We start from the raw sequence: 20027 nt of genomic DNA, 5'->3' as shown, positions 1-20027 counted from the left end.
CGGTCAGCGTGCGCGCGCCCGGCGGCGCCGTCCGCGCCCCCGGCCGCCTCCGCCGGCCCTGTCGCCGCTCGTCCCGCCTCCGCTCGGCTTGTCGCCGTCCGGCGTGTGGTCCGCGGAGACCACCAGTACGGCCAGCGCCGTGGTCACCGGCACCGAGGCGACCAGCCCGATGCTGCCCACCAGCGTGCGGACGATCTCCTCCGCGACGATCTCGCTCGTCGCCACCGTTCCCACTCCGCTGTCCGCGATCGAGAAGAGGAGCAGCAGCGGAAGCGAGGCGCCCGCGTACGCCAGCACCAGGGTGTTCACGACGGACGCGATGTGGTCCCGCCCGATGCGCATCGCGGCCGCGTAGAGCTTGCGGCGGCTCGTCGTGGGGTCCGCTTCCCGCAGCTCCCACACCGCCGAGGTCTGGGTGACCGTCACGTCGTCCAGCACCCCCAGCGAACCGATGATCACCCCTGCCAGCAGCAGGCCCTTGATCTCGATGCCGGGATAGAGGCTGTGCACCAGGCCGGTCTGGTCGTCGGTGTTGCCGGTCAGCGACGCCCAGCCGATGAACAGCGAACCGAGCGCGCCGATCAGCAGCAGCGAGACCAGGGTGCCGAGCACCGCGACCGAGGTCCGGGCGCTCAGCCCATGGCACATATAGAGCGCGAGCAGCATGATCGCGCTGCCCCCGACGACCGCGACCACCAGCGGATTCGAGCCCTGGAGTATCGCCGGGAGGATGAACAGCGTCAGCACTCCGAAGCTGATCGCCAGCGCCACCAGGGCGAAGACGCCGCGCAGTCGGCCGACGGCCACGACCGCGAGCGCGAACAGCCCGGCGAGCAGCGCCATGGGGAACGAGCGGTTCACGTCCGAGACCGAATACTGGAGGTTCTTCGGCGCCTTGGGCGCGTACGACAGCTTCAGCTCCTGCCCGGCGCTGAACTTCCGTGAGGCGTTCGGCTGGACGATTTCGGGGAATTCACGGCCTTTGTCCTTGCCCGAGGTGACCTCGATGGTGGCCTTCTCGCAGATGGTCTTCCCGCCGCCGCTCCCGCCACCCGTGGCTCCGCTCGCCCCGCCGCCGGGCGGCTGGGCGCCGCCCGGCGCACCCGGTTCGGTGGGTGCCTGCGGCTGCGCGTTGACGTCGGCACAGTCGACCTCCTCCACCTTCACCACCCGGCCGGAGACCGTCTCCTGGTCAAAACCGAGCCCGCTGCGGCCCTGCGTCGTGTGGTCGGGGCCGCCCGGCCACAGCGCGACCAGCCCGGCGACCACGGCGATGGCGAACGGGATCAGCACCACCGCGATGACCTTGCGGAGGCGTGCGGAGACGGGGGCGGCCGGGCCGTGCGCGTGGCCGTGGCTGTGGCCGTGGGAGTGGCCGTGGGAGTGGGCCTTGCCGGACGGGTGGGGCTGCTCGGGTGGGTGGTCCTGCTGGGTCGCGGTCACCGTCGCATCATCGCAAGAGTGGCAGGCCCCCTGTTCAGGGATGCGGGGAAACCGTTAGCGTGAGGGCACCTTTGCAATCGCGGGAGCTCGGAGCACCGGGCTGAGAGGGCGCTGACGCGAACCAGCTGCGCCGACCGCTGAACCTGTTACCGGGTAATGCCGGCGTAGGGAGTGGGTCTCATGACTCAGCAGGATGCACACATGCGCGACAACGCCACCGATTTCGGCTGGCATAAGGGATATGTCACGGGTTCCCGCCCGGACATCCAGGTCCCGGTCCGCCGAGTGCACCTCACCAATGGCCAGGACGTGACGCTGTACGACACGTCCGGTCCGTACACCGACCCCCAGATCGACACCGACGTCCGCCGCGGCCTCGAGCCGCTGCGGCAGAACTGGATCATCGCCCGCGGCGACACCGAGGAGTACTCCGGCCGTCCGGCCCGGCCCGAGGACGACGGGCTCAAACACACCGCGCCCCGCGGTGGCCTGCGCAACCTCGACGCGGTCTTCCCCGGACGGCCGCGCCAGCCGCGCCGGGCCCGCGACGGCGCCGCCGCCATCACCCAACTCGGCTACGCCCGCCGGGGCGAGGTCACCGCGGAGATGGAGTACGTGGCGCTCCGCGAGAACGTCTCCCCCGAGGTCGTCCGCGAGGAGATCGCCGCGGGCCGGGCCGTACTGCCCGCCAACGTCAATCACCCGGAGAGCGAGCCGATGATCATCGGCAAGCGGTTCCTGGTGAAGGTCAACGCCAACATCGGCAACTCCGCCGTCACCTCGTCCATCGAGGAGGAGGTCGAGAAGATGACCTGGGCGTCCCGCTGGGGCGCCGACACGGTCATGGACCTTTCGACCGGCCGCAACATCCACACCACCCGGGAGTGGGTGCTGCGCAACTCCCCGGTGCCCATCGGCACCGTGCCGCTCTATCAGGCGCTGGAGAAGGTCGACGGCAAGGCCGAGGAGCTGTCCTGGGAGGTCTACAAGGACACCGTCATCGAACAGGCCGAGCAGGGCGTCGACTACATGACGGTGCACGCGGGCGTACGGCTGCCCTACGTGCCCCTGACCGCGCGCCGCAAGACCGGCATCGTCTCCCGCGGCGGCTCGATCATGGCCGCCTGGTGCCTGGCCCACCATCAGGAGTCGTTCCTCTACACGCACTTCGAGGAGCTGTGCGAGATCCTCGCGGCGTACGACGTCACCTACTCGCTGGGTGACGGGCTGCGCCCCGGATCCATCGCCGACGCCAACGACGAGGCGCAGTTCGCGGAGCTGCGCACGCTCGGCGAACTCAACCGGACCGCCAAGGAGCACGGCGTCCAGACGATGATCGAGGGCCCGGGACATGTCCCGATGCACAAGATCAAGGAGAACGTCGACCTCCAGCAGGAGATCTGCGAGGAGGCCCCCTTCTATACCCTGGGCCCCCTCACCACGGATGTCGCGCCCGCCTATGACCACATCACCTCGGGGATCGGCGCCGCGATGATCGCCTGGTGGGGCACGGCGATGCTCTGTTACGTCACCCCCAAGGAGCACCTGGGGCTGCCGGACCGTGACGACGTGAAGACCGGCGTGATCACCTACAAGATCGCCGCCCACGCCGCCGATCTGGCCAAGGGCCACCCCGACGCCCAGGCATGGGACGACGCGCTCTCCGACGCGCGCTTCGAGTTCCGCTGGGAGGACCAGTTCAACCTGGCCCTCGACCCGGACACGGCACGCTCGTTCCACGACGAGACGCTTCCGGCGGAGCCCGCCAAGACGGCGCACTTCTGCTCCATGTGCGGGCCCAAGTTCTGCTCCATGAAGATCAGCCACGACATCCGGCGCGAACACGGCGCCGCGATGGACGAGGCGGAGGCGGAGGCCGGAATGGCGGAGAAGTCCCGCGAGTTCGCCGCCGCGGGCAACCGGGTCTATCTGCCGATCGCGGACTGACCGGCCCTGCTCTACGGCCGCCGGGCTCCGGAAACACACTTTCCGGAGCCCGGCGGCCCGGCCGTTGTGGCGCCGGTCCCGCCCGGCACAGCAGGATGCGACCGTCACCTGGTGCGTGGTCCGCCTCGGGGCACAAGCCTGCCAGCCCTGATCTGGGCGCCGCTGTCGCCTTCTCGTACGGCGGTCGGCTCAAGGGCGCCTGCCCAGGGCTGATACCGGTCAGGCGCCCATGGTGGCTCTCGGATCACCTTTGTTCCGGCACCGGGTTGGGGATGACCCGCCAGAGCTGGGACGTGGACGCCACCGCGCGGTTGAGCTCCAGGTACGTCCAGGTCTTGTCGCCGTGGTTCTCCAGGGTGAGCGCTCTGGAGAGGTCCCCCACCGGCTTGATCATGATTCCCGCGTTGTCGTCGTGGGGCCAGTTGGGGCGGTCGGCGTCTCGCACCGTCGCCGGGTCGTTCTGGAACTTGAATTTCTGCTTGGTGTCACTCTTCGAGCAGTTTTGGAGCGTGGCTCCGGTCTTGAGGTCGGTATTCGCGACGCTGACGCACTTATCGGAGGCCCGATGCCGGATCATCCAGTCCGTGCCCGGCTGCACATCGATGAGTTCCCACGTGAAGAAGTGGTCCTCGTAGTCCCTGCGATTGGCGGTCACCTTGGCTCCGACACCGGTGCCGCCCCCGTAGGTCTCCCACCGCATGCCCGCCTCACGGCTCACGAGGTAGACGTCGTCGACATCCGTCACCACGTCCCTGGGCAGGGACGACGGGCTCGAAGCGCCCGCCGGGACCATCCCTGACGTGAGCACCATCGCCGCGCCGACGGCACAGAGCGCCGCCGCCCGGGTCACGGATTTCGCGTGTAACGCACGGCCCATCATCGTTCTCCCCTCGTGGGTGATGAATTCAGTGAAGGGCTTTCTCGTGTGTCACCGGATAGGTGATCCGTGGCCGCCTCGGCAGCAACTCGCAAGCTCTTCTCGCTCATTGTTGCGGGGTGAATTTTGTTCGTCGTCACCCACAAGGGTGGTCCCCGCATTGCTCTATTCTCACGAAAGGGGTCGTCCAGCCGTACCCGAGTTTTATTGCGGGGCCGGGCCGATCCGTTCACGCGGGTGCCGGCGCCCACCGGTCGGGCGAGCGGCTAGTCCGGCTGGTTCTCCGGGCCGCCGTAATCGGGGCTGGTGTAGTCCGGGCTGGTGTAGCGGGGGCGGGCCCTGGGGCCCTCGTCGTCGGTGCTGAAGCCCGGGCGGCTGTAGCCGAGGTGGGGGGTGCGGCCCGCTTCGGAGCGGCCGGGGACGTAGGCGGTCCACGGGGTGGGGGCCGAGGGGTTGGCCAGGGCCTCGTGGAGGAAGGGGAGGACGCCCCGTTCCAGCAGGGCCTGGCGCCATGCCTCTCTGGCGCGGTCCACCTCCTCCAGCTGCTCGGCCAGGGCCTCGCCGCGGATCGCGCTGGAGCCGTTGCGCAGCGCGGTGATGAGGAGGCCGACGGCGGCGAGCAGGATGCCCGCGGCGGTGAGCGCGGCGAAGAACCAGCCCGCGGTGATCATCGGCTGGGAGATGGACGGCGCCGGGTCCAGAACGTGCAGCACGTAGCCGACGAGGAGGAAGATGATCGCGGCGGTCCCGGCCAGCACCGGGGCCAGGACGGCGAGCATGGGGACCAGCCCCGCTCCTGAGGCGTCCAGGACGGCGCCGGTGAACCCGGCGGAGTGCGCGTGGTCGCCGTCGTCCTCCGGCGCCCCGGGCATCGCCAGGGGCGGGGCGGGCTGGCGCAGCTTGGTGCGGGCGAGGACGTAATCCTGGTATTCGGCGGCCGCGCACGCGGTGATGGCGGACGAGGCGCTGAGCGCCATGGTGCGCAGCTGCTCGGCGGTGAGCCGCTGTCCTATGCCCTTCAGATCCGGTCGGTGGTCCGCGGTACGCAGCACCTCGTCGAGAACTCGCTCGAACTCCGGGCGGTCCTCGGCGAACAGGTGCGGAGCGCTTTTCATGGTGCATCCCCCGATACTCCGTAGGGCCTTGGTGCCGGCTTTCACCGGCAGTCGGGCGGAAACGGAGGAGAGCCTGCGACGGATAAACCGATGGTAGAGCCGATCCGGCGCGGGGTGACAGCAAGTTTCGCGATTTGCTCAGCTCCGGTGGCGCTCTCCGGTCGTTCTCCGACGCGTCCGCATCACCCTCAGGCGCCGAGCGGCAGTTGCACGACCAGCAGTTTCCCGGCCATGGTGACGCCGCCGTCCATCGCGACCGCGAGATTGTCCGCGTACACATGCGGGCCGTCGACCGCGGGCGCGCCATCGTCCTCGCCGTCCTCCGAGCCGACTTCGCCCAGCAGATACGGGATCGGGCTGTGCCCGTGAACGATGCGCTCCCCGCCGTAGGCGCCGAGCAATTCGCGGACGGCCAACGGTCCGGTGTCCTCGTCGCGGAAGGCGAAGCGCTTGGTGAATTTGCGGAACAGGTCCCAGCACTCGTCCGCGTCACTGCGCTGGAGGGTCTCGGTGACGGTGTCGTTGACGGCCTCGATGGAGTCGCCGTACTCCAGATAGGCGGTGGTGTCGGAGTGCACGAGCAGATGCCCGTCCTCCTCGGCCATCGCGTCCAGCCGTGACATCCACTGGAGGTGATGGTCCTCCAGCCGCTCCATGTCGGTGCGCTGGCCGCCGTTGAGCAGCCAGGCGGCCTGGAAGGAGGCGGTGCCCGCGCCGGAGTGGACGGGGGTGTCGCCGAACCGCTTGGCGCCGATGAGGAGCAGTTCGTGATTGCCCATCAGCGCCTTGCAGTAGCCGCCCGCGGCGGCGGCCTCGGCGGACAGCTGCATCACCAGGTCGATGACGCCGATGCCGTCCGGGCCGCGGTCGGTGAAGTCGCCGAGGAACCACAGCCGGGCGTTCCCGGCCGCCCAGCTGCCCTTGTCGTCGATCAGGCCCTGGGCGGCGAGCGCCTCGCGCAACTCGTCGTGGTAGCCGTGGACGTCGCCCACGACGAACAGCGGGCCGGGGCCCTCGTCGTCGAGCGGGTCGGCGTCGGGATCGGTCACCGAGGTGAGGGCGATCGTCGGCCGGTCCTGCGGGGGCACCAACTGGGTGTCCGCGATGGTGTGCCCCGGGCCCAGCACCGGCAGCCGCTCGGTCGGGGTGTACCCGTCCGGCAGCGGGTCGGGTGCGGGTGCGGGCGGCACCGGACCGGGCGGCGTGGACGCCCCGTACGCGGGCACGGGCGGCACCGCCGCCGTGGTCCCTGCCGTGGCTTCCAGACCGGCCCCCTGAGTCATCGACCCCTCCACCATCGCGCCGCCGTGCCACCTTGTGGACCTTGCCTGGTCGACGGCGGTCCGCGGTGTCGTCCGCCCATCATAGGAATGACCGAGAGGGCTTGTGACGCACCAGGGTGCCGTCAATCGGTACTCGATCCCGCTCGGACGGTCTTTTATCCCGGATTGGCCCGGTAGGGGAAGCCCATGAGCCTCAGGTCCTCCTCGGGTCATCCTTGAGTCACTCTCAGATCATCCTCCGGCGCGGCTGCGCGGCGGGCTGACGGTCGTACGCGGCGGACGGCGCTGGGACGACGTCCGCACGATCAGTTCGGTGGGTATCACCTGCTCGAGGGGGCGGTCGCTGTCGAGCCCCTCGATGGCGTCGATGAGCAGCTGCACCACGGCGGTGCCGATCCGGCGCGGTTTGAGTGAAAGCGTCGTGATGGGCGGCTCGGTGGTCCGGTAGACCGTGGATTCGCTGCAGCACACCAGCAGCAGGTCCTCGGGGACGCGCAGCCCGTAGCGGCGGGCGGCGGCGAGCAGATCCGTGCCGTTGGGGTCGAAGAGCCCGTAGACCGCGTCGGGGCGGTCCGGGCGGGCGAGCAGCCGGTCGGCGGCGACGGCCCCGGCACAGGGGTCGTGGGCCGGGTACGCCTCGTAGACCGGATCCTGGCCCACCCGCTCGCACCAGTGCAGATACGCCTCGGTCGACAGCCGGGTGTAGGTGTCGGTGGTGGTGCCCGTGAGCAGCCCGATGCGGCGGGCCCCGGCCTCGGCGAGGTGGTCCAGGAGGCCGAGCACGGCCGCCTCGTGGTCGTTGTCGACCCAGGCGGTCACCGGCAGGGTGCCGGCCGGGCGGCCGTCGCTGACGACCGGGAGGCCCTGGCGGAGCAGCTCGGCGACCACCGGGTCGTGGTCGGACGGGTCGATCACGATGGTGCCGTCGAGGGCGACGTTGGACCACACGTCGTGGCGGGAGGTGGCCGGGAGGATGACCAGCGCGTAGCCGCGGGCCAGCGCGGCGGAGGTCGCGGCCCGCGCCATCTCGGCGAAGTAGGCGAACTCGGTGAAGGTGAAAGGTTCATCCCCGTACGTGGTCACGGTCAGGCCGATGAGCCCTGACTTGCCGGTACGGAGGGTACGGGCCGCGGCGGACGGGCGATAGCCCAGCCGCTCGGCGACCTCGCGGACGTGGCGGCGGGTGGCATCCGGGAGCCGTCCCTTGCCGTTGAGCGCGTCGGAGACGGTCGTGATCGAGACCCCGGCGGCGGCGGCCACGTCCCGGATGCCCGCCCTGCCTAACCGGCGGCCGGCCGACCGGCTCACCTGGTGCTTCCCTGCTGCTGTCATGGCCAGCCGATAGTAGGGCCCGGGCACCCGGTCTGCGCGATTCCGCCATCGGTATTCGGAAGGCACGTTTCTGCATGAGCGCTCTGCCCAATTCCCTTGGAAAGAAAGCCAGTTGGGGTGTCCGGGAGGGGTCTGATCGCCTCTGGCATATCCACACCTGGCGATTGCGCGATGTCTCGAAGAGGTCTCAACTCACCTGCACGAGGGATGCGCGCCACGGCGCTCGCCACCGGCGCGCGCACATGAGCGGGGCGCTCCCCCCGGGGGTACGCGGGCGCCCCCGGCGGGTACGCGGGGCGGGGCAATCCTCATAAGGTGTGCACTATTGCCGTGTGCGAAGCCTGCGCACGGAGCCGAAGGGAAGGGCCGAGGAGGACTGCCGGTGAGTGAGAAGAACCCCAAGCTGCGGGCCGAGCTGGACGGGATTCCGACGTACAAGCCCGGTAAGCCGGCCGCCGCGGACGGCCCCCGGTCCTTCAAGCTGTCCTCCAACGAGAACCCGTATCCGCCGCTGGCCGGGGTGCTGGAGACGGTCGCGAACTCAGCGGCGTCGTTCAACCGCTACCCCGATCTCGCCTGCACCGCGCTGATCGCCGAGCTGGCGAGCCGCTTCGACGTACCGCTGGAGCATCTGGCCACCGGGACCGGTTCGGTCGGCCTGGCTCAGCAGATCGTCCAGTCGACGGCCGGGCCGGGCGACGAGGTGATCTACGCCTGGCGGTCCTTCGAGGCATATCCGATCATCACTCAGATCGCGGGCGCGACCTCGGTGCGGGTCCCGCTGACCGACGCGGAGGTCCACGACCTGGACGCGATGGCGGAGGCGATCACCGACCGCACCCGGCTGATTTTCGTCTGTAACCCCAACAACCCGACCAGCACCGTGGTGCGCCGGGCGGAGCTGGAGCGGTTCCTGGACCGGGTGCCGTCCGATGTGCTGGTGGTGCTGGACGAGGCGTACATCGAGTTCATCCGGGACGTCTCGGTCCCCAACGGCATCGACCTCTACCGCGAGCGGCCGAACGTCTGCGTCCTGCGGACCTTCTCCAAGGCGTACGGCCTGGCCGGGCTGCGGGTCGGCTTCGCGATCGCCCATGAGCCGGTCGCGGCGGCGCTGCGCAAGACCGCGGTTCCCTTCGGCGTCAGCCAGCTCGGCCAGGACGCCGCGGTCGCCTCGCTGCGCAGCGAGGACGCGCTGCGCGAGCGGGTGGAGGCGCTGGTCACCGAGCGGGCGCGGGTGGTCGGGGCGCTGACCGGGCAGGGCTGGACGGTGCCGGACTCGCACGCGAACTTCGTCTGGCTGCGGCTGGGGGAGCGTACGGCCGACTTCGCGGCGGCGTGCGAGGCGGCGGGCGTGGTCGTGCGGCCGTTCGCGGGCGAGGGGACGCGCGTGACGATCGGCGAGCGGGAGGCGAACGACCTCTTCCTGCGGGCCGCCGAGGAGTTCCGCAAGGAGCTGTGAGCGCGGCGCCCGCCCCCGTCGGTCCGCCGCCGTCGGCCCGGTGCTGTCAAGGGTCCGGGCGGGCCCTCCCGTAGCGGCGAAGGATACCCAGGCATGTTCCCTTCGGCCCCTCCCACCCCAGGTGGAAGGGGCCGAAGGCGTGTGCGTATCATTGCTTGTGAATGTGAATACGTTCACAAGCTCGCCTCCGGGGGAGCGCGGCAAGACCGTAAGGAGAGATTCTCGTGGAGCTGGCTCTGGCGCCGGAGACCCTGGCGCGATGGCAGTTCGGGATCACGACCGTCTACCACTTCCTGTTCGTGCCCCTGACGATCTCTCTTGCGGCGATCACCGCCGGGCTGGAAACCGCCTGGGTGCGCACGGGCAAGGAGAAGTACTTCCACGCCACCAAGTTCTGGGGCAAGCTCTTCCTGATCAACATCGCGATGGGCGTCGTCACCGGCATCGTGCAGGAGTTCCAGTTCGGCATGAACTGGTCCGACTACTCGCGCTTCGTCGGTGACGTCTTCGGTGCCCCGCTCGCGATGGAGGCGCTGCTCGCCTTCTTCTTCGAGTCCACATTCATCGGCCTGTGGATATTCGGCTGGGACAAGCTGCCGAAGAAGATCCACTGCGCCTGCATCTGGATCGTCTCGCTCGGCACCGTCCTGTCGTCGTACTTCATCCTCGCCGCCAACTCCTGGATGCAGCACCCGACCGGCTACGCCATCGACAAGGCCACCGGAAAGGCCCGGCTGACCGACATCTGGGCGGTGCTGACCCAGGACACCACCCTGGTCGTGGTCTTCCACACCCTCACCGCCGCCTTCCTCACCGGCGGCGCCTTCGTCGTGGGCATCGCCTCCCTGCACCTGTGGCGGGCCAAGCGCAAGCAGCTCCGCGGCGAGGAACCCGGGTCGAAGGAGAAGAAGCAGATCGGGGCGATGCGGGCCAGCCTGCGGGTCGGTCTGATCGTGGCCGTCATCGCCGGAATGGGCACCGCGATCAGCGGCGACTCGCTCGGCAAGGTGATGTTCGAGCAGCAGCCGATGAAGATGGCCTCGGCGGAGGCGCTGTGGGACACCCAGGCGCCCGCGCCCTTCTCCGTCTTCGCGGTGGGCGACGTCAGCAAGGGGCACAACAGCGTCGAGCTGGAGGTCCCCGCGGCGCTGTCCTTCCTCGCGCACAGCAACTTCACCGACGCCGTCCCCGGCATCAACGACGTCGCCCAGAAGGAGGCCGCCGCCTACGGCGGTCAGCCCGAGGACTACATCCCCAGCATCTTCATGACCTTCTGGGGCTTCCGGCTGATGATCGGCTTCGGCATGACCTCCTTCGCCGCCGGTGTCATCGGGCTGTGGACGACCCGCAAGAAGCGCTGGCTCGACCCCGCCTTCCGCACCGCCGACGACGAGGTCCCCCGGCTCATGCTCACCAGGAACCGCGAGATGAGCCCGGTGCTCACCAAGTGGTCCTGGCGGATCGGCATCCTCACCATGGGCTTCCCGCTGATCGCCAACTCCTTCGGCTGGATCTTCACCGAGATGGGCCGCCAGCCCTGGGCGGTGTACGGGCTGATGAAGACCTCCGACGCGGTCTCCCCCGGGGTGAGCCAGACCGAGGTCCTCATCTCCCTCGGCGTCTTCACGCTGCTGTACGGCGTGCTCGCCGTGATCGAGGTGCGGCTGCTGGCCAAGTACGCCAAGGCCGGGCCGGACACCGACGAGAAGCCGCCCGCCGAGGACCCCAAGCTGCGGCTGCCCTCGGGTGGACCGGGCGGCCCGGGCGGCGGGTCCGCCGCGGAGGACGACGCCGACAAGCCGCTGACCTTCGCGTACTGACGCGTCACGACGGCCGGAGAGACTCATGCACCTTCACGACTTCTGGTTCCTGCTGATCGCCTTCCTGTGGACCGGCTATTTCTTCCTCGAAGGCTTCGACTTCGGCATCGGAGTGCTGACCAAGCTGCTCGCCCGGGACCGCACCGAGCGCCGCGTGCTGATCAACACCATCGGGCCGGTCTGGGACGGCAACGAGGTCTGGCTGATCACGGCGGCCGGCGCCACCTTCGCCGCCTTCCCCGACTGGTACGCGACCCTCTTCAGCGGCTTCTATCTGCCGCTGCTGGCCATCCTGGTCTGCCTGATCCTGCGCGGTGTCGCCTTCGAGTACCGGCACAAGCGCGCCGAGGACCGCTGGCAGCGCAACTGGGAGCACGCGATCTTCTGGTGCTCGCTGCTGCCCGCGTTCCTGTGGGGCGCGATCTTCGCCAACATGGTGCACGGGGTGCCGATCGGCCCGGACAAGAACTACACCGGCGGCCCGGGCGACCTGATCACTCCGTACGCCCTGCTCGGCGGCGTCGTCACGCTGGTGCTGTTCACCTTCCACGGCGCGGTCTTCGCCGCGCTCAAGACGGACGGGGACATCCGGGCGCGGTCGCGGCGGTACGCGGCCTGGCTGGGCCCGGTCGCGGCCGTGGCCGCGCTGCCGTTCCTCGGCTGGACCCAGGCCGACAGCGGCAACGGGCAGAGCGTGGTGGCGGTGGTCGTCGTGGCGGCGGCGCTGGCCGCGGCCCTGGTGATGAACGCGCGCGGGCGCGAGGGCTGGGCGTTCGGCCTGTCCGGGGTGGCCATCGCGGCGTCGGTCGCGATGCTCTTCCTGGCGCTTTTCCCGGACGTCATGCCGTCCTCGCTGGACCCGAAGTGGAGCCTGACGGCGGCGAACGCGGCCGCCAGCGCCTACCCGTTGAAGATCATGACGTGGGTCGGGGTCATCATGATGCCGCTGATCATGGCCTACCAGGCGTGGACGTACTGGGTCTTCCGCAAGCGCATCGGTACCCGGCACATCCCCGCCGCCCACTGACGCGGCCGCTGCTTCAGGTGGTGTGTTTCACGTGAAACCAATCGACCCCCGACTGCTCCGGTACGCGCGGGCGACCCGGTTCTTCCTGGCGGCCTCCGTGGCGCTGGGGCTCGTCGGGGCCGGGCTCGTCATCGCGCAGGCCATGCTGATCGCCGAGATCGTGGTGGGCGCGTTCCAGCGCGGCGAGGGCACCGGCGCCCTGACGTCGCCGCTGATCTGGCTGGCGCTGGTCGCCGGGGGCCGGGCCGCCGTCTCCTGGCTGACCGAGCTGGCCGCGCACCGGGCGAGCGCCGCGGTCAAATCGGAGCTGCGGCTGCGGCTGCTGGACCGGGCGGTACGGCTGGGGCCCGGCTGGCTGGACTCCCAGCGCACCGGGGAACTCACCACCCTCGCCACCCGTGGCATCGACGCGCTGGACGACTACTTCGCCCGCTATCTGCCCCAGCTGGGTCTGGCGGTGGTGGTTCCGGCGGCGGTCCTCGCCCGGATCGTCACCGCCGACTGGGTCTCGGCGGTGGTCATCGTCGCCACCCTGCCGCTGATCCCGCTGTTCATGGTGCTCATCGGCTGGGCCACCCAGTCCCGGATGGACCGCCAGTGGCGGCTGCTGTCCGGGCTGTCCGGCCACTTCCTCGATGTCGTCGCTGGACTGCCGACCCTCAAGGTCTTCGGCCGTGCCAAGGCCCAGGCCGCCGCGATCCGGTCCATCACCGCCGACTACCGGCGGGCCACGCTGAAGACGCTGCGGCTGGCCTTCCTGTCCTCCTTCGCCCTGGAGCTGCTGTCCACGCTGTCCGTCGCGCTGGTCGCGGTCGGCATCGGCATGCGGCTCGTCCACGGCGAACTCGACCTGTACACCGGGCTGATGGTGCTCGTCCTCGCGCCCGAGGCGTATCTGCCGCTGCGTCAGGTGGGCGCGCAGTACCACGCGGCGGCGGAGGGCCTGGCGGCGGCGGACGAGGCGTTCGCCGTGCTGGAGCGGGAACCGGCAGCGGCCGGTGGCCCGCCCGCGCCCGACGCCCGGGACGCCGTGCTCGCGGTCGACGGGCTGACCGTCCGTCACCCCGGGCGCACCGCGCCCTCCCTGGCCCCGGCCTCGTTCGAGGTCCGCCCCGGAGAGACCGTGGCGATCACCGGCCCCAGCGGCGTGGGCAAGACGACCCTGCTGAACGTCGTGCTCGGCTTCGCGGAGCCGTCCGAGGGCCGGGTGCTGCTCGACGGCCGCGACCTGGCGTCGCTCGACCCCGAGAGCTGGCGCCGTCAGATCGCCTGGGTGCCGCAGCGCCCCTACCTGTTCGCGGGCACCATCGCGGACAACGTACGGCTGGCGCGGCCCGACGCCGACGACGCGGCGGTGCGCGACGCCCTGCGGGAGGCGGACGCCCTCGGCTTCGTCTCCGCGCTGCCGGAGGGGGCCGGGACCCGGCTCGGCGAGATGGGCGCGGGACTGTCCGCGGGCCAGCGCCAGCGGATCGCCCTGGCCCGCGCCTTCCTGGCCGACCGCCCGGTGCTGCTGCTCGACGAGCCCACGGCGAACCTCGACGGCGCGACGGAGGCGGCGGTCGTCGACGCGGTGCGGCGGCTGGCGCAGGGCCGTACGGTCCTCCTGGTCGTCCACCGCCCGGCCCTGCTGCCGCTGGCGGACCGCGTGATCGCCCTGCCGGGGACCGCGGACGCGTCCGCGGTCGCGGCCGGGTGCGGGGACGGCGGGCCGGGTGTGGGCCGGGGTGGGTCTGGCGACTCGGCGTGGTTTGGGGTGGAGGCGGTTGACCCGGCTGCCGGTGCGTCGGCGCATGCGGGTGCGGGCGAGCGTGAGGTTGCCGTAGACGGGGGCGGCGCTGTGGATGCCGCGTGGGCGGCTGGGCCCGCGCGTGCCGGGGCGCGCCTCGCGGGGCCGGACGACGCGTCGGCAGCGGCGAGCGGAGCCTCAGCCGCCCCTGACGTGGGCTTGGGGCGGCAACCGGACGGCGCGCGCCCGGAGCCATCGGCGTTGGGTACGGACAACGCGCACTCGGAGACCGCGGCGGCGAGCGGGGGCGGGCCCGCCGTGTCGTACCCCTCGGCTGGGGGCTGCCCGGACACCGCGACGGAGCGGACCGGTGCCGCGTTCGGGGCGCTTCGGCGGGTGCGGTCCGGTGCGCGGGGCGGGCGGGGGCGGTTCGGGCTGGCGCTGCTGCTCGGGAGCCTCGCGCTCCTGAGCGCCGTGGGGCTGATGGCCGTGTCCGGCTGGCTGATCTCGCGGGCGTCCCAGGAGCCGCCGGTGCTGTATCTGATGGTGGCGGTCACCGCGACCCGGGCGTTCGGCATCGGCCGGGCCGTCTTCCGCTACGCCGAGCGCCTGGTCTCGCACGACGCCGTGCTCCGGGTGCTGGCCGAACTGCGGGTCGCCGTCTACCGGCGGCTGGAGCGGCTGGCGCCCGCGGGGCTCAAGGAGACCCGGCGCGGGGATCTGCTCTCCCGGCTGGTGGCCGATGTGGACGCCGTCCAGGACTACTTCCTGCGCTGGCTGCTGCCGGTCGGCGCGGCGCTGGTCGTGAGCGCCGCCTCGGTCGCGTTCACCGCCTGGGTGCTGCCCGAGGCCGGAGCCGTGCTCGCGGCCGGGCTGCTGGTGGCCGGGGCCGTGGTGCCCGCCGTGTCGGGCGCGCTCGCCCGGCGCGCGGAGCGTCGGCTGTCGCCCGCGCGCGGCGCGCTGTCGGCGCAGGTCGTGGACCTGCTGGCCGGAACCGCCGAGCTGACGGTCGCGGGCGCGCTGCCCCGTCGGCTGGACGCGGTGCGCCGGGCCGACGGGGTGCTCACCGGGATCGCCCGGCGGGGCGCCGCCGCCACCGGCGCGGGCGCCGGGCTGTCCGCCCTCGTCTGCGGTCTGACCGTGGCCGTCGCGGCCTGGGCCGGGGTCGGGGCGGTGGCCGACGGGCGGATCCACGGGGTGTGGCTGGCCGTCGTGGTGCTGACGCCGCTGGCCGCCTTCGAGGCCGTCGCCGGGCTGCCGCTCGCGGTGCAGCACCGGCAGCGGGTGCGGCGGGCCGCCGAGCGGGTGTACGAAGTGATCGACGCGCCGCTTCCGGTCCGGGACGGCGGCGCCGAGGAGCCACCCCCGTCGGCCTTTCCGCTGGTGGTGCGCGGGCTGTCGGCGCGCCACGCGGAGCAGCGCACCCGCGCGCTGGACGGGTTCGACCTGGAGCTGCAGCCGGGCCGCCGGGTCGCGGTCGTCGGCCCCTCCGGTTCCGGCAAGACCACGCTGGCCCAGGTGCTGCTGCGGTTCCTGGACGCCGAGGACGGTACGTACACCCTGGCGGGCCGGGACGCGGCGGCCGTGGACGGGGACGCGGTGCGGCGGCTGGTCGGGCTGTGCGCCCAGGACGCGCACATCTTCGACAGCTCGCTGCGGGAGAACCTGCGGCTGGCGCGCACCGGGGCGAGCGACGACGAGCTGCGCACGGCGCTGGCCGCCGCCCGGCTGCTGGAGTGGGTGGACGGGCTGCCGGACGGTCTCGACACCCACGTCGGCGAGCTGGGCGCCCGGCTCTCCGGCGGCCAGCGGCAGCGGCTCGCGCTGGCCCGCGCGCTGCTGGCGGACTTCCCGGTGCTGGTGCTGGACGAGCCCGCCGAGCACCTGGACCTGCCGACGGCCGACGCCCTGACCGCCGACCTGCTGACGGCGACCCGGGGCCGTACGACCGTGCTGATCACCCACCGGCTCGCGGGCCTGGAGGCGGTCGACGAGGTGATCGTGCTCGACGGCGGCCGAGCCGTACAGCGCGGTACGTACGGGGAACTGGCCGCGGTGCGCGGGCCGTTCCGCCGAATGCTGGAGCGCGAGGCGGCGGAGACCGCGACGCGGCGCGTGGCCGAGTCGCCCCCGCTGCGCTCGGGTGCCCCTGCCTGACCGGCCGGGGCCCGACGGTGCCTCCGGCGCCGGGGCGACCGCGTCCGACCGGCTGGCGGGGGCCTTCCGGCGGTCGGCCGGGGAGGGCTTCGGCGCCCCGGAGGCGGATCGGGCGCCGAAAAAATAGGCTCGGACCATGGCGGCCTCGGTACCTTCACCGGACCCCCTGGACATCGCCGCGGAGGCGACCCGTGGGCTCCAGGGGCTGTCCACCGAGCTGACCGCGCGCGTTCCGCGGCTGCTGGAGGCGATGCGCTCCATCGGCACCGGGCTGGAGCTGCGCGTCGTCCTCGACCGCATCGCCGAGACCGCGGCCGAGCTTGCGGGCGCCCGGTGCGCGGCGATCGGCGTGAACGACGCGGTGGGCCAAGGGCTCGCCGAGGTCATCACGTACGGGGTGACCGAGGCCGACCGGGAGCGGTGCGGCGCGCTGCTCAGCGGCCGGTCCGCGGGGGCGGGGCTGCTGTCGGACGAGCCGCTGCCGCGATCCTTCCTCGGGGTGCCGATCCGGGTCGGGGACGAGGTCTTCGGCCATCTGTGCCTCGCCGAGAAGCGGGACGGCGGGGAGTTCAGCGTGCCCGATCTGCACCTGGTCAAGGTGCTGGCGACGGAGGCGGGGATCGCCATCGGCAACGCCCGCCTCCACCAGGCGACGCGGCAGCGCGAGCGGTGGATCGACGGGTCGGTGGCCGTCACCCACTCCTTGTTGTCCGGCGACGCCGAGGACGCCTTGGTGGTCGTGGCGGAGAAGGCCCGTCAGCTGGCCGGTTCGGCGGCGGGCATCGTGCTGGTGCCGGAGGAGGGCGGCGGGCTGGAGATCGTGGCGGTGGACGCCGCGAACCCTCCGGAGGGGGCCGCGCTGCTCGGCACCGTCGTCCCGGCCCGCTCCCCGGCCGTGCCGCGGCTGCTGGCCGGGCAGCCGGTCTTCCTCGACGATCCGGCCTCCGCCGTCCTGGGCCGCTACGGACCGAGCATGATGCTGCCGCTGAGCAGCGGCGACCGGGTGCTGGGGGTGCTGGCCACCCCGCGTGGCCCCGGCGCCCGGCCGTTCACGGCCACCGAGCGCAGGCTCGCCCTCCAGTTCGCGGCGCAGGCCGCGGTCGCGCTGGTGCTCGCTGAGGCGCAGCGCGACCGGGAACGTCTGGCGGTGCTGGAGGAGCGGGACCGGATCGCCCGGGATCTGCACGACCTGGTGATCCAGCGGCTGTTCGCGACGGGGATGCTGCTGGAGAGCGTGCGACGGCACGCGGCGGGGCCGGAGGTGGAGGAACAGGTCGAGCGGGCCGCCGGTGAACTGGGCGCCACCATCCGGGAGATACGGACGGCGATCTTCGCGCTGCAGCAGGGCCCGGAGGGGGCGCCGTCCGGGCTGCGTACGCGGGTGTTGCGGGAGGTCGGGGCGGCCGCGGTGCCGCTCGGTTTCCAGCCGTCGCTGAGCTTCCTCGGCCCGGTCGACACCAGGGTCGGCGAACCGGCCGGTTCCAGCCTCGTCGCGGCGCTGCGCGAGGCGTTGTCCAACGCCTTCCGCCATGCCCGGGCGGCGCGTATCGAGGTGGTCGTGGACGTGACGGCGCGGCTCGCCGACGGGCGCCCGGCGGTGCGGCTGACGGTCGCGGACGACGGGGTGGGCGTTCCGGCGGGCGGGCGGCGCAGCGGGCTCGCGAACCTGGCCCGGCGGGCGGAGGCGCTGGGCGGGTCGAGCAGCTACGGGCCGGGGTTCGGAGTGGAGGACGCGTCGGAGAACGGGCCGGGCCGGGGCGGTACGACGGTGGTCTGGCAGGTGCCGTTGCAGGAGCGTACGTAGCCCAGGCGGCCCAACTCCTCACCTACGCGGTCCAACTATCAGGCCGTCAGAATGCGCGGCGCCGAACTCGCGGGTGGGATGAGCCTCGCGGGCCGCCCTCGGTCCTTCGTATCCCTTCGCACTCCGCGACATTTCTTGCGGGGAAGGAAGTCATGACGTGAACAGCCAGAGCCCTACTCCTCAGCGATCCCGGACGCGCCGCCGGGTCTTCTTTGCCTCCGTCGCGACCGCGGCGGCCATTTCCAGCCAGCTGCTGACCATGGCGCCCGTCCAGGCGGATGACACCACGCTGACCGGCGGTGGCGGCCACCCCAAGCCGCCGAAGCCGCCGACCATCATCCACGGGGTGCAGGAGTTCACCGCGGACGGCACCTTCACGCCGCCGCCGGGAGTCACCTCGGTGCACATCCAGGCCTGGGGCGCGGGCGGCGGCGGTGGTGGCGGTGGTGGCGCCAGCAGCGCCGCCGCGGGCGGCACCGGCGGTGGCGGCGGGGCCGGCGGTTTCACCTGGTGCGTCATCCCGGTCACGCCGTTCGCCACCTACACGGTTGACCTGGGTACCGGCGGCACCGCCGGTCCCGGCGGTGCCGGCGGTACCGCGACCGGCACCACGGGTACGGCCGGTGGTAACGGCGGGCCGACGAGCCTGGCCTCCATCCTCGGCCCGCAGCTCATCGCCGGCGGCGGTCTCGGTGGCGGCGCCGGCGGTGGCGCGACCGGCGCGACCGTGGGTACGCCGGGCACCGGGGGCGCCGGCGGCACCGGTGCGTGCAACAGCATCTACGTGGTCAACCGGACCGGTGAGAGCGGCGAGGACGGCGACGACGGCGGTGAGGGCGGCGAAGCGGTCGACGGCATCGTGGGCCTTCCGCTGACCAACACCAGCGCGGGCGGCAACGGCGGCGCCGGCGGTACTCCCAGCGGCGGCTCCGCCCCGGGCACCGCGGGAGGCAACGGCACCACGGGCGGCAACGGGTACGCCGTCGTCTTCTGGTAAACCGACCCCGGTCGGACACGACCGCCCCCGGCCTCGGTGGCCGGGGGCGGTTCCGTTTCACCGTTCCGGCTGTCCGGCGAGGATCCGCTCGATGACGGCGGCGACGCCGTCCTCGGTATTGGCGCCGGTGTGGTGCGTGGTGGCGGCGAGCACGTCCGGGTGGGCGTTGGCCATGGCGTACGAGGTGCCCGCCCAGGTCAGCATCTCCAGGTCGTTGGGCATGTCGCCGAACGCCACGACCTCCGCCGCGGCGATGCCGCGCTCGGCGCAGCACATGGCCAGCGTGGACGCCTTGCTGACCCCCAGCCCGCTGACCTCCAGCAGGGCGGACGGGCTGGAGCGGGTGAAGGCGCCGTGCTCGCCCGCCTCGGTGCGGGCCAGCCGGAGGAAGGCGTCGGGCGCCAGTTCCTTGTGGTGGGCGAGCAGCTTGAGGACCGGGGTGTCGGCGTGCGGGAAGCCGTCGTCGAGCAGCTTCTCGGCGGGGGCGATGATCGCGCCCGGGTCGAGGTGGAAGGGCGGGTATTCCGGCTCGTAGAAGATGCCGCCGCTGCGCTCGACCGCGAACGACGTGCCGGGGGCGGCCCGGCGCAGCGTCTCCACGACGGCCAGCGCCCGGTCGGCGGACAGCGGGCGGACCTCGACCAGCAGCCCGCCCTGGTGGAGGTCGACCACGGCGGCGCCGTTCGCGCAGATCGCCAGGCCGTGTCCGTGCACATGGGCGCTGACCACGTCCATCCAGCGGGACGGGCGGCCGGTGACGAAGAACACCTCGATGCCCGCCCGCTCGGCCGCCGCGAGGGCCGCGACGGTCCGGTCCGAGACCGTCTTGTCGTCCCGCAGCAGGGTGCCGTCGAGGTCGGTGGCGATCAGCCGGGGGCGGGGCGTGGCGGAGGCGGAACGGTCAGGGGCCGGGTTCTCGGGCTGCTCGATCGCTGGGGTCACGGCAACCATCCTCCCGCATGGGCCGCTCATCGGTGCGGGAAGGGCGCTCGACTGGGGCCCGTACGACCTTGCGCTGCTGCTGTCAGAGGTAC

13 protein-coding genes are annotated in these 20027 nt (G+C 72.1%); 7 read left to right on the top strand and 6 right to left on the bottom strand.

Annotated features, from left to right (window positions below):
* Positions 1-3: 3 nt before the first annotated feature.
* The gene (locus ACZ59A_RS28280; protein ID WP_470963964.1) at positions 4-1443 is read right to left on the bottom strand and encodes a YibE/F family protein; all 1440 of its coding nucleotides are present in this window, start codon (positions 1441-1443) and stop codon (positions 4-6) included.
* A gap of 180 nt (positions 1444-1623) precedes the next feature.
* On the opposite strand from ACZ59A_RS28280, the gene thiC reads away from it, so the two are divergent.
* A complete protein-coding gene (thiC, locus tag ACZ59A_RS28275; protein ID WP_470963961.1) occupies positions 1624-3390 on the top strand; it encodes a phosphomethylpyrimidine synthase ThiC in 1767 nt (588 codons plus the stop codon).
* 244 nt (positions 3391-3634) lie between these two features.
* Here the strand turns inward: thiC and ACZ59A_RS28270 are convergent, their stop codons facing one another.
* The 4 genes from ACZ59A_RS28270 to ACZ59A_RS28255 form a co-directional block, all read right to left on the bottom strand.
* Positions 3635-4240, bottom strand: coding sequence for an RICIN domain-containing protein (locus tag ACZ59A_RS28270; RefSeq protein WP_470963958.1), 606 nt, complete (start codon positions 4238-4240; stop codon positions 3635-3637).
* 293 nt (positions 4241-4533) lie between these two features.
* On the bottom strand, positions 4534-5382 hold the full coding sequence (locus ACZ59A_RS28265; RefSeq protein WP_470963955.1) for a hypothetical protein: 849 nt from the start codon (positions 5380-5382) through the stop codon (positions 4534-4536).
* 188 nt (positions 5383-5570) lie between these two features.
* Positions 5571-6665, bottom strand: a complete 1095-nt coding sequence (locus ACZ59A_RS28260; protein WP_468043180.1) for a metallophosphoesterase — start codon at positions 6663-6665, stop codon at positions 5571-5573.
* A 231-nt stretch (positions 6666-6896) separates the two neighbouring features.
* Positions 6897-7997 (bottom strand): LacI family DNA-binding transcriptional regulator, encoded by a 1101-nt coding sequence (locus ACZ59A_RS28255; RefSeq protein WP_468043182.1) that lies wholly within the window; start codon positions 7995-7997, stop codon positions 6897-6899.
* Positions 7998-8379: 382 nt separating this feature from the next.
* On the opposite strand from ACZ59A_RS28255, the gene hisC reads away from it, so the two are divergent.
* From hisC to ACZ59A_RS28225, 6 genes are all read left to right on the top strand, one after another.
* Complete coding sequence (gene hisC, locus ACZ59A_RS28250) at positions 8380-9459, top strand: histidinol-phosphate transaminase (RefSeq protein WP_470963951.1); 1080 nt, start codon at positions 8380-8382, stop codon at positions 9457-9459.
* Between the two features lie 224 nt (positions 9460-9683).
* Entirely contained in the window at positions 9684-11279 is a 1596-nt protein-coding gene (locus ACZ59A_RS28245) for a cytochrome ubiquinol oxidase subunit I (RefSeq protein WP_470963948.1), read from the top strand.
* A gap of 25 nt (positions 11280-11304) precedes the next feature.
* A complete protein-coding gene (cydB, locus tag ACZ59A_RS28240) occupies positions 11305-12306 on the top strand; it encodes a cytochrome d ubiquinol oxidase subunit II (RefSeq protein WP_470963945.1) in 1002 nt (333 codons plus the stop codon).
* Between the two features lie 31 nt (positions 12307-12337).
* Positions 12338-16192 carry a thiol reductant ABC exporter subunit CydD gene (cydD, locus tag ACZ59A_RS28235; RefSeq protein WP_470963942.1) on the top strand — a complete coding sequence of 1285 codons (3855 nt, stop codon included), beginning with the start codon at positions 12338-12340 and terminating at the stop codon, positions 16190-16192.
* A gap of 136 nt (positions 16193-16328) precedes the next feature.
* Entirely contained in the window at positions 16329-17996 is a 1668-nt protein-coding gene (locus ACZ59A_RS28230; protein WP_470963939.1) for a sensor histidine kinase, read from the top strand.
* Between the two features lie 157 nt (positions 17997-18153).
* On the top strand, positions 18154-18993 hold the full coding sequence (locus ACZ59A_RS28225; RefSeq protein WP_470963936.1) for a hypothetical protein: 840 nt from the start codon (positions 18154-18156) through the stop codon (positions 18991-18993).
* Between the two features lie 57 nt (positions 18994-19050).
* On the opposite strand, the gene ACZ59A_RS28220 is transcribed toward ACZ59A_RS28225, so the two are convergent.
* Positions 19051-19944: a Cof-type HAD-IIB family hydrolase gene (locus ACZ59A_RS28220; RefSeq protein WP_470963933.1), complete on the bottom strand. Its 894-nt coding sequence runs from the start codon at positions 19942-19944 to the stop codon at positions 19051-19053.
* Positions 19945-20027 lie beyond the last annotated feature (83 nt).

This window comes from Streptomyces sp. NPDC040405, from assembly GCF_055595765.1.
Note: the sequence above shows the minus strand (reverse complement) of the source record. Positions and strands in the feature narration are given on the sequence as shown.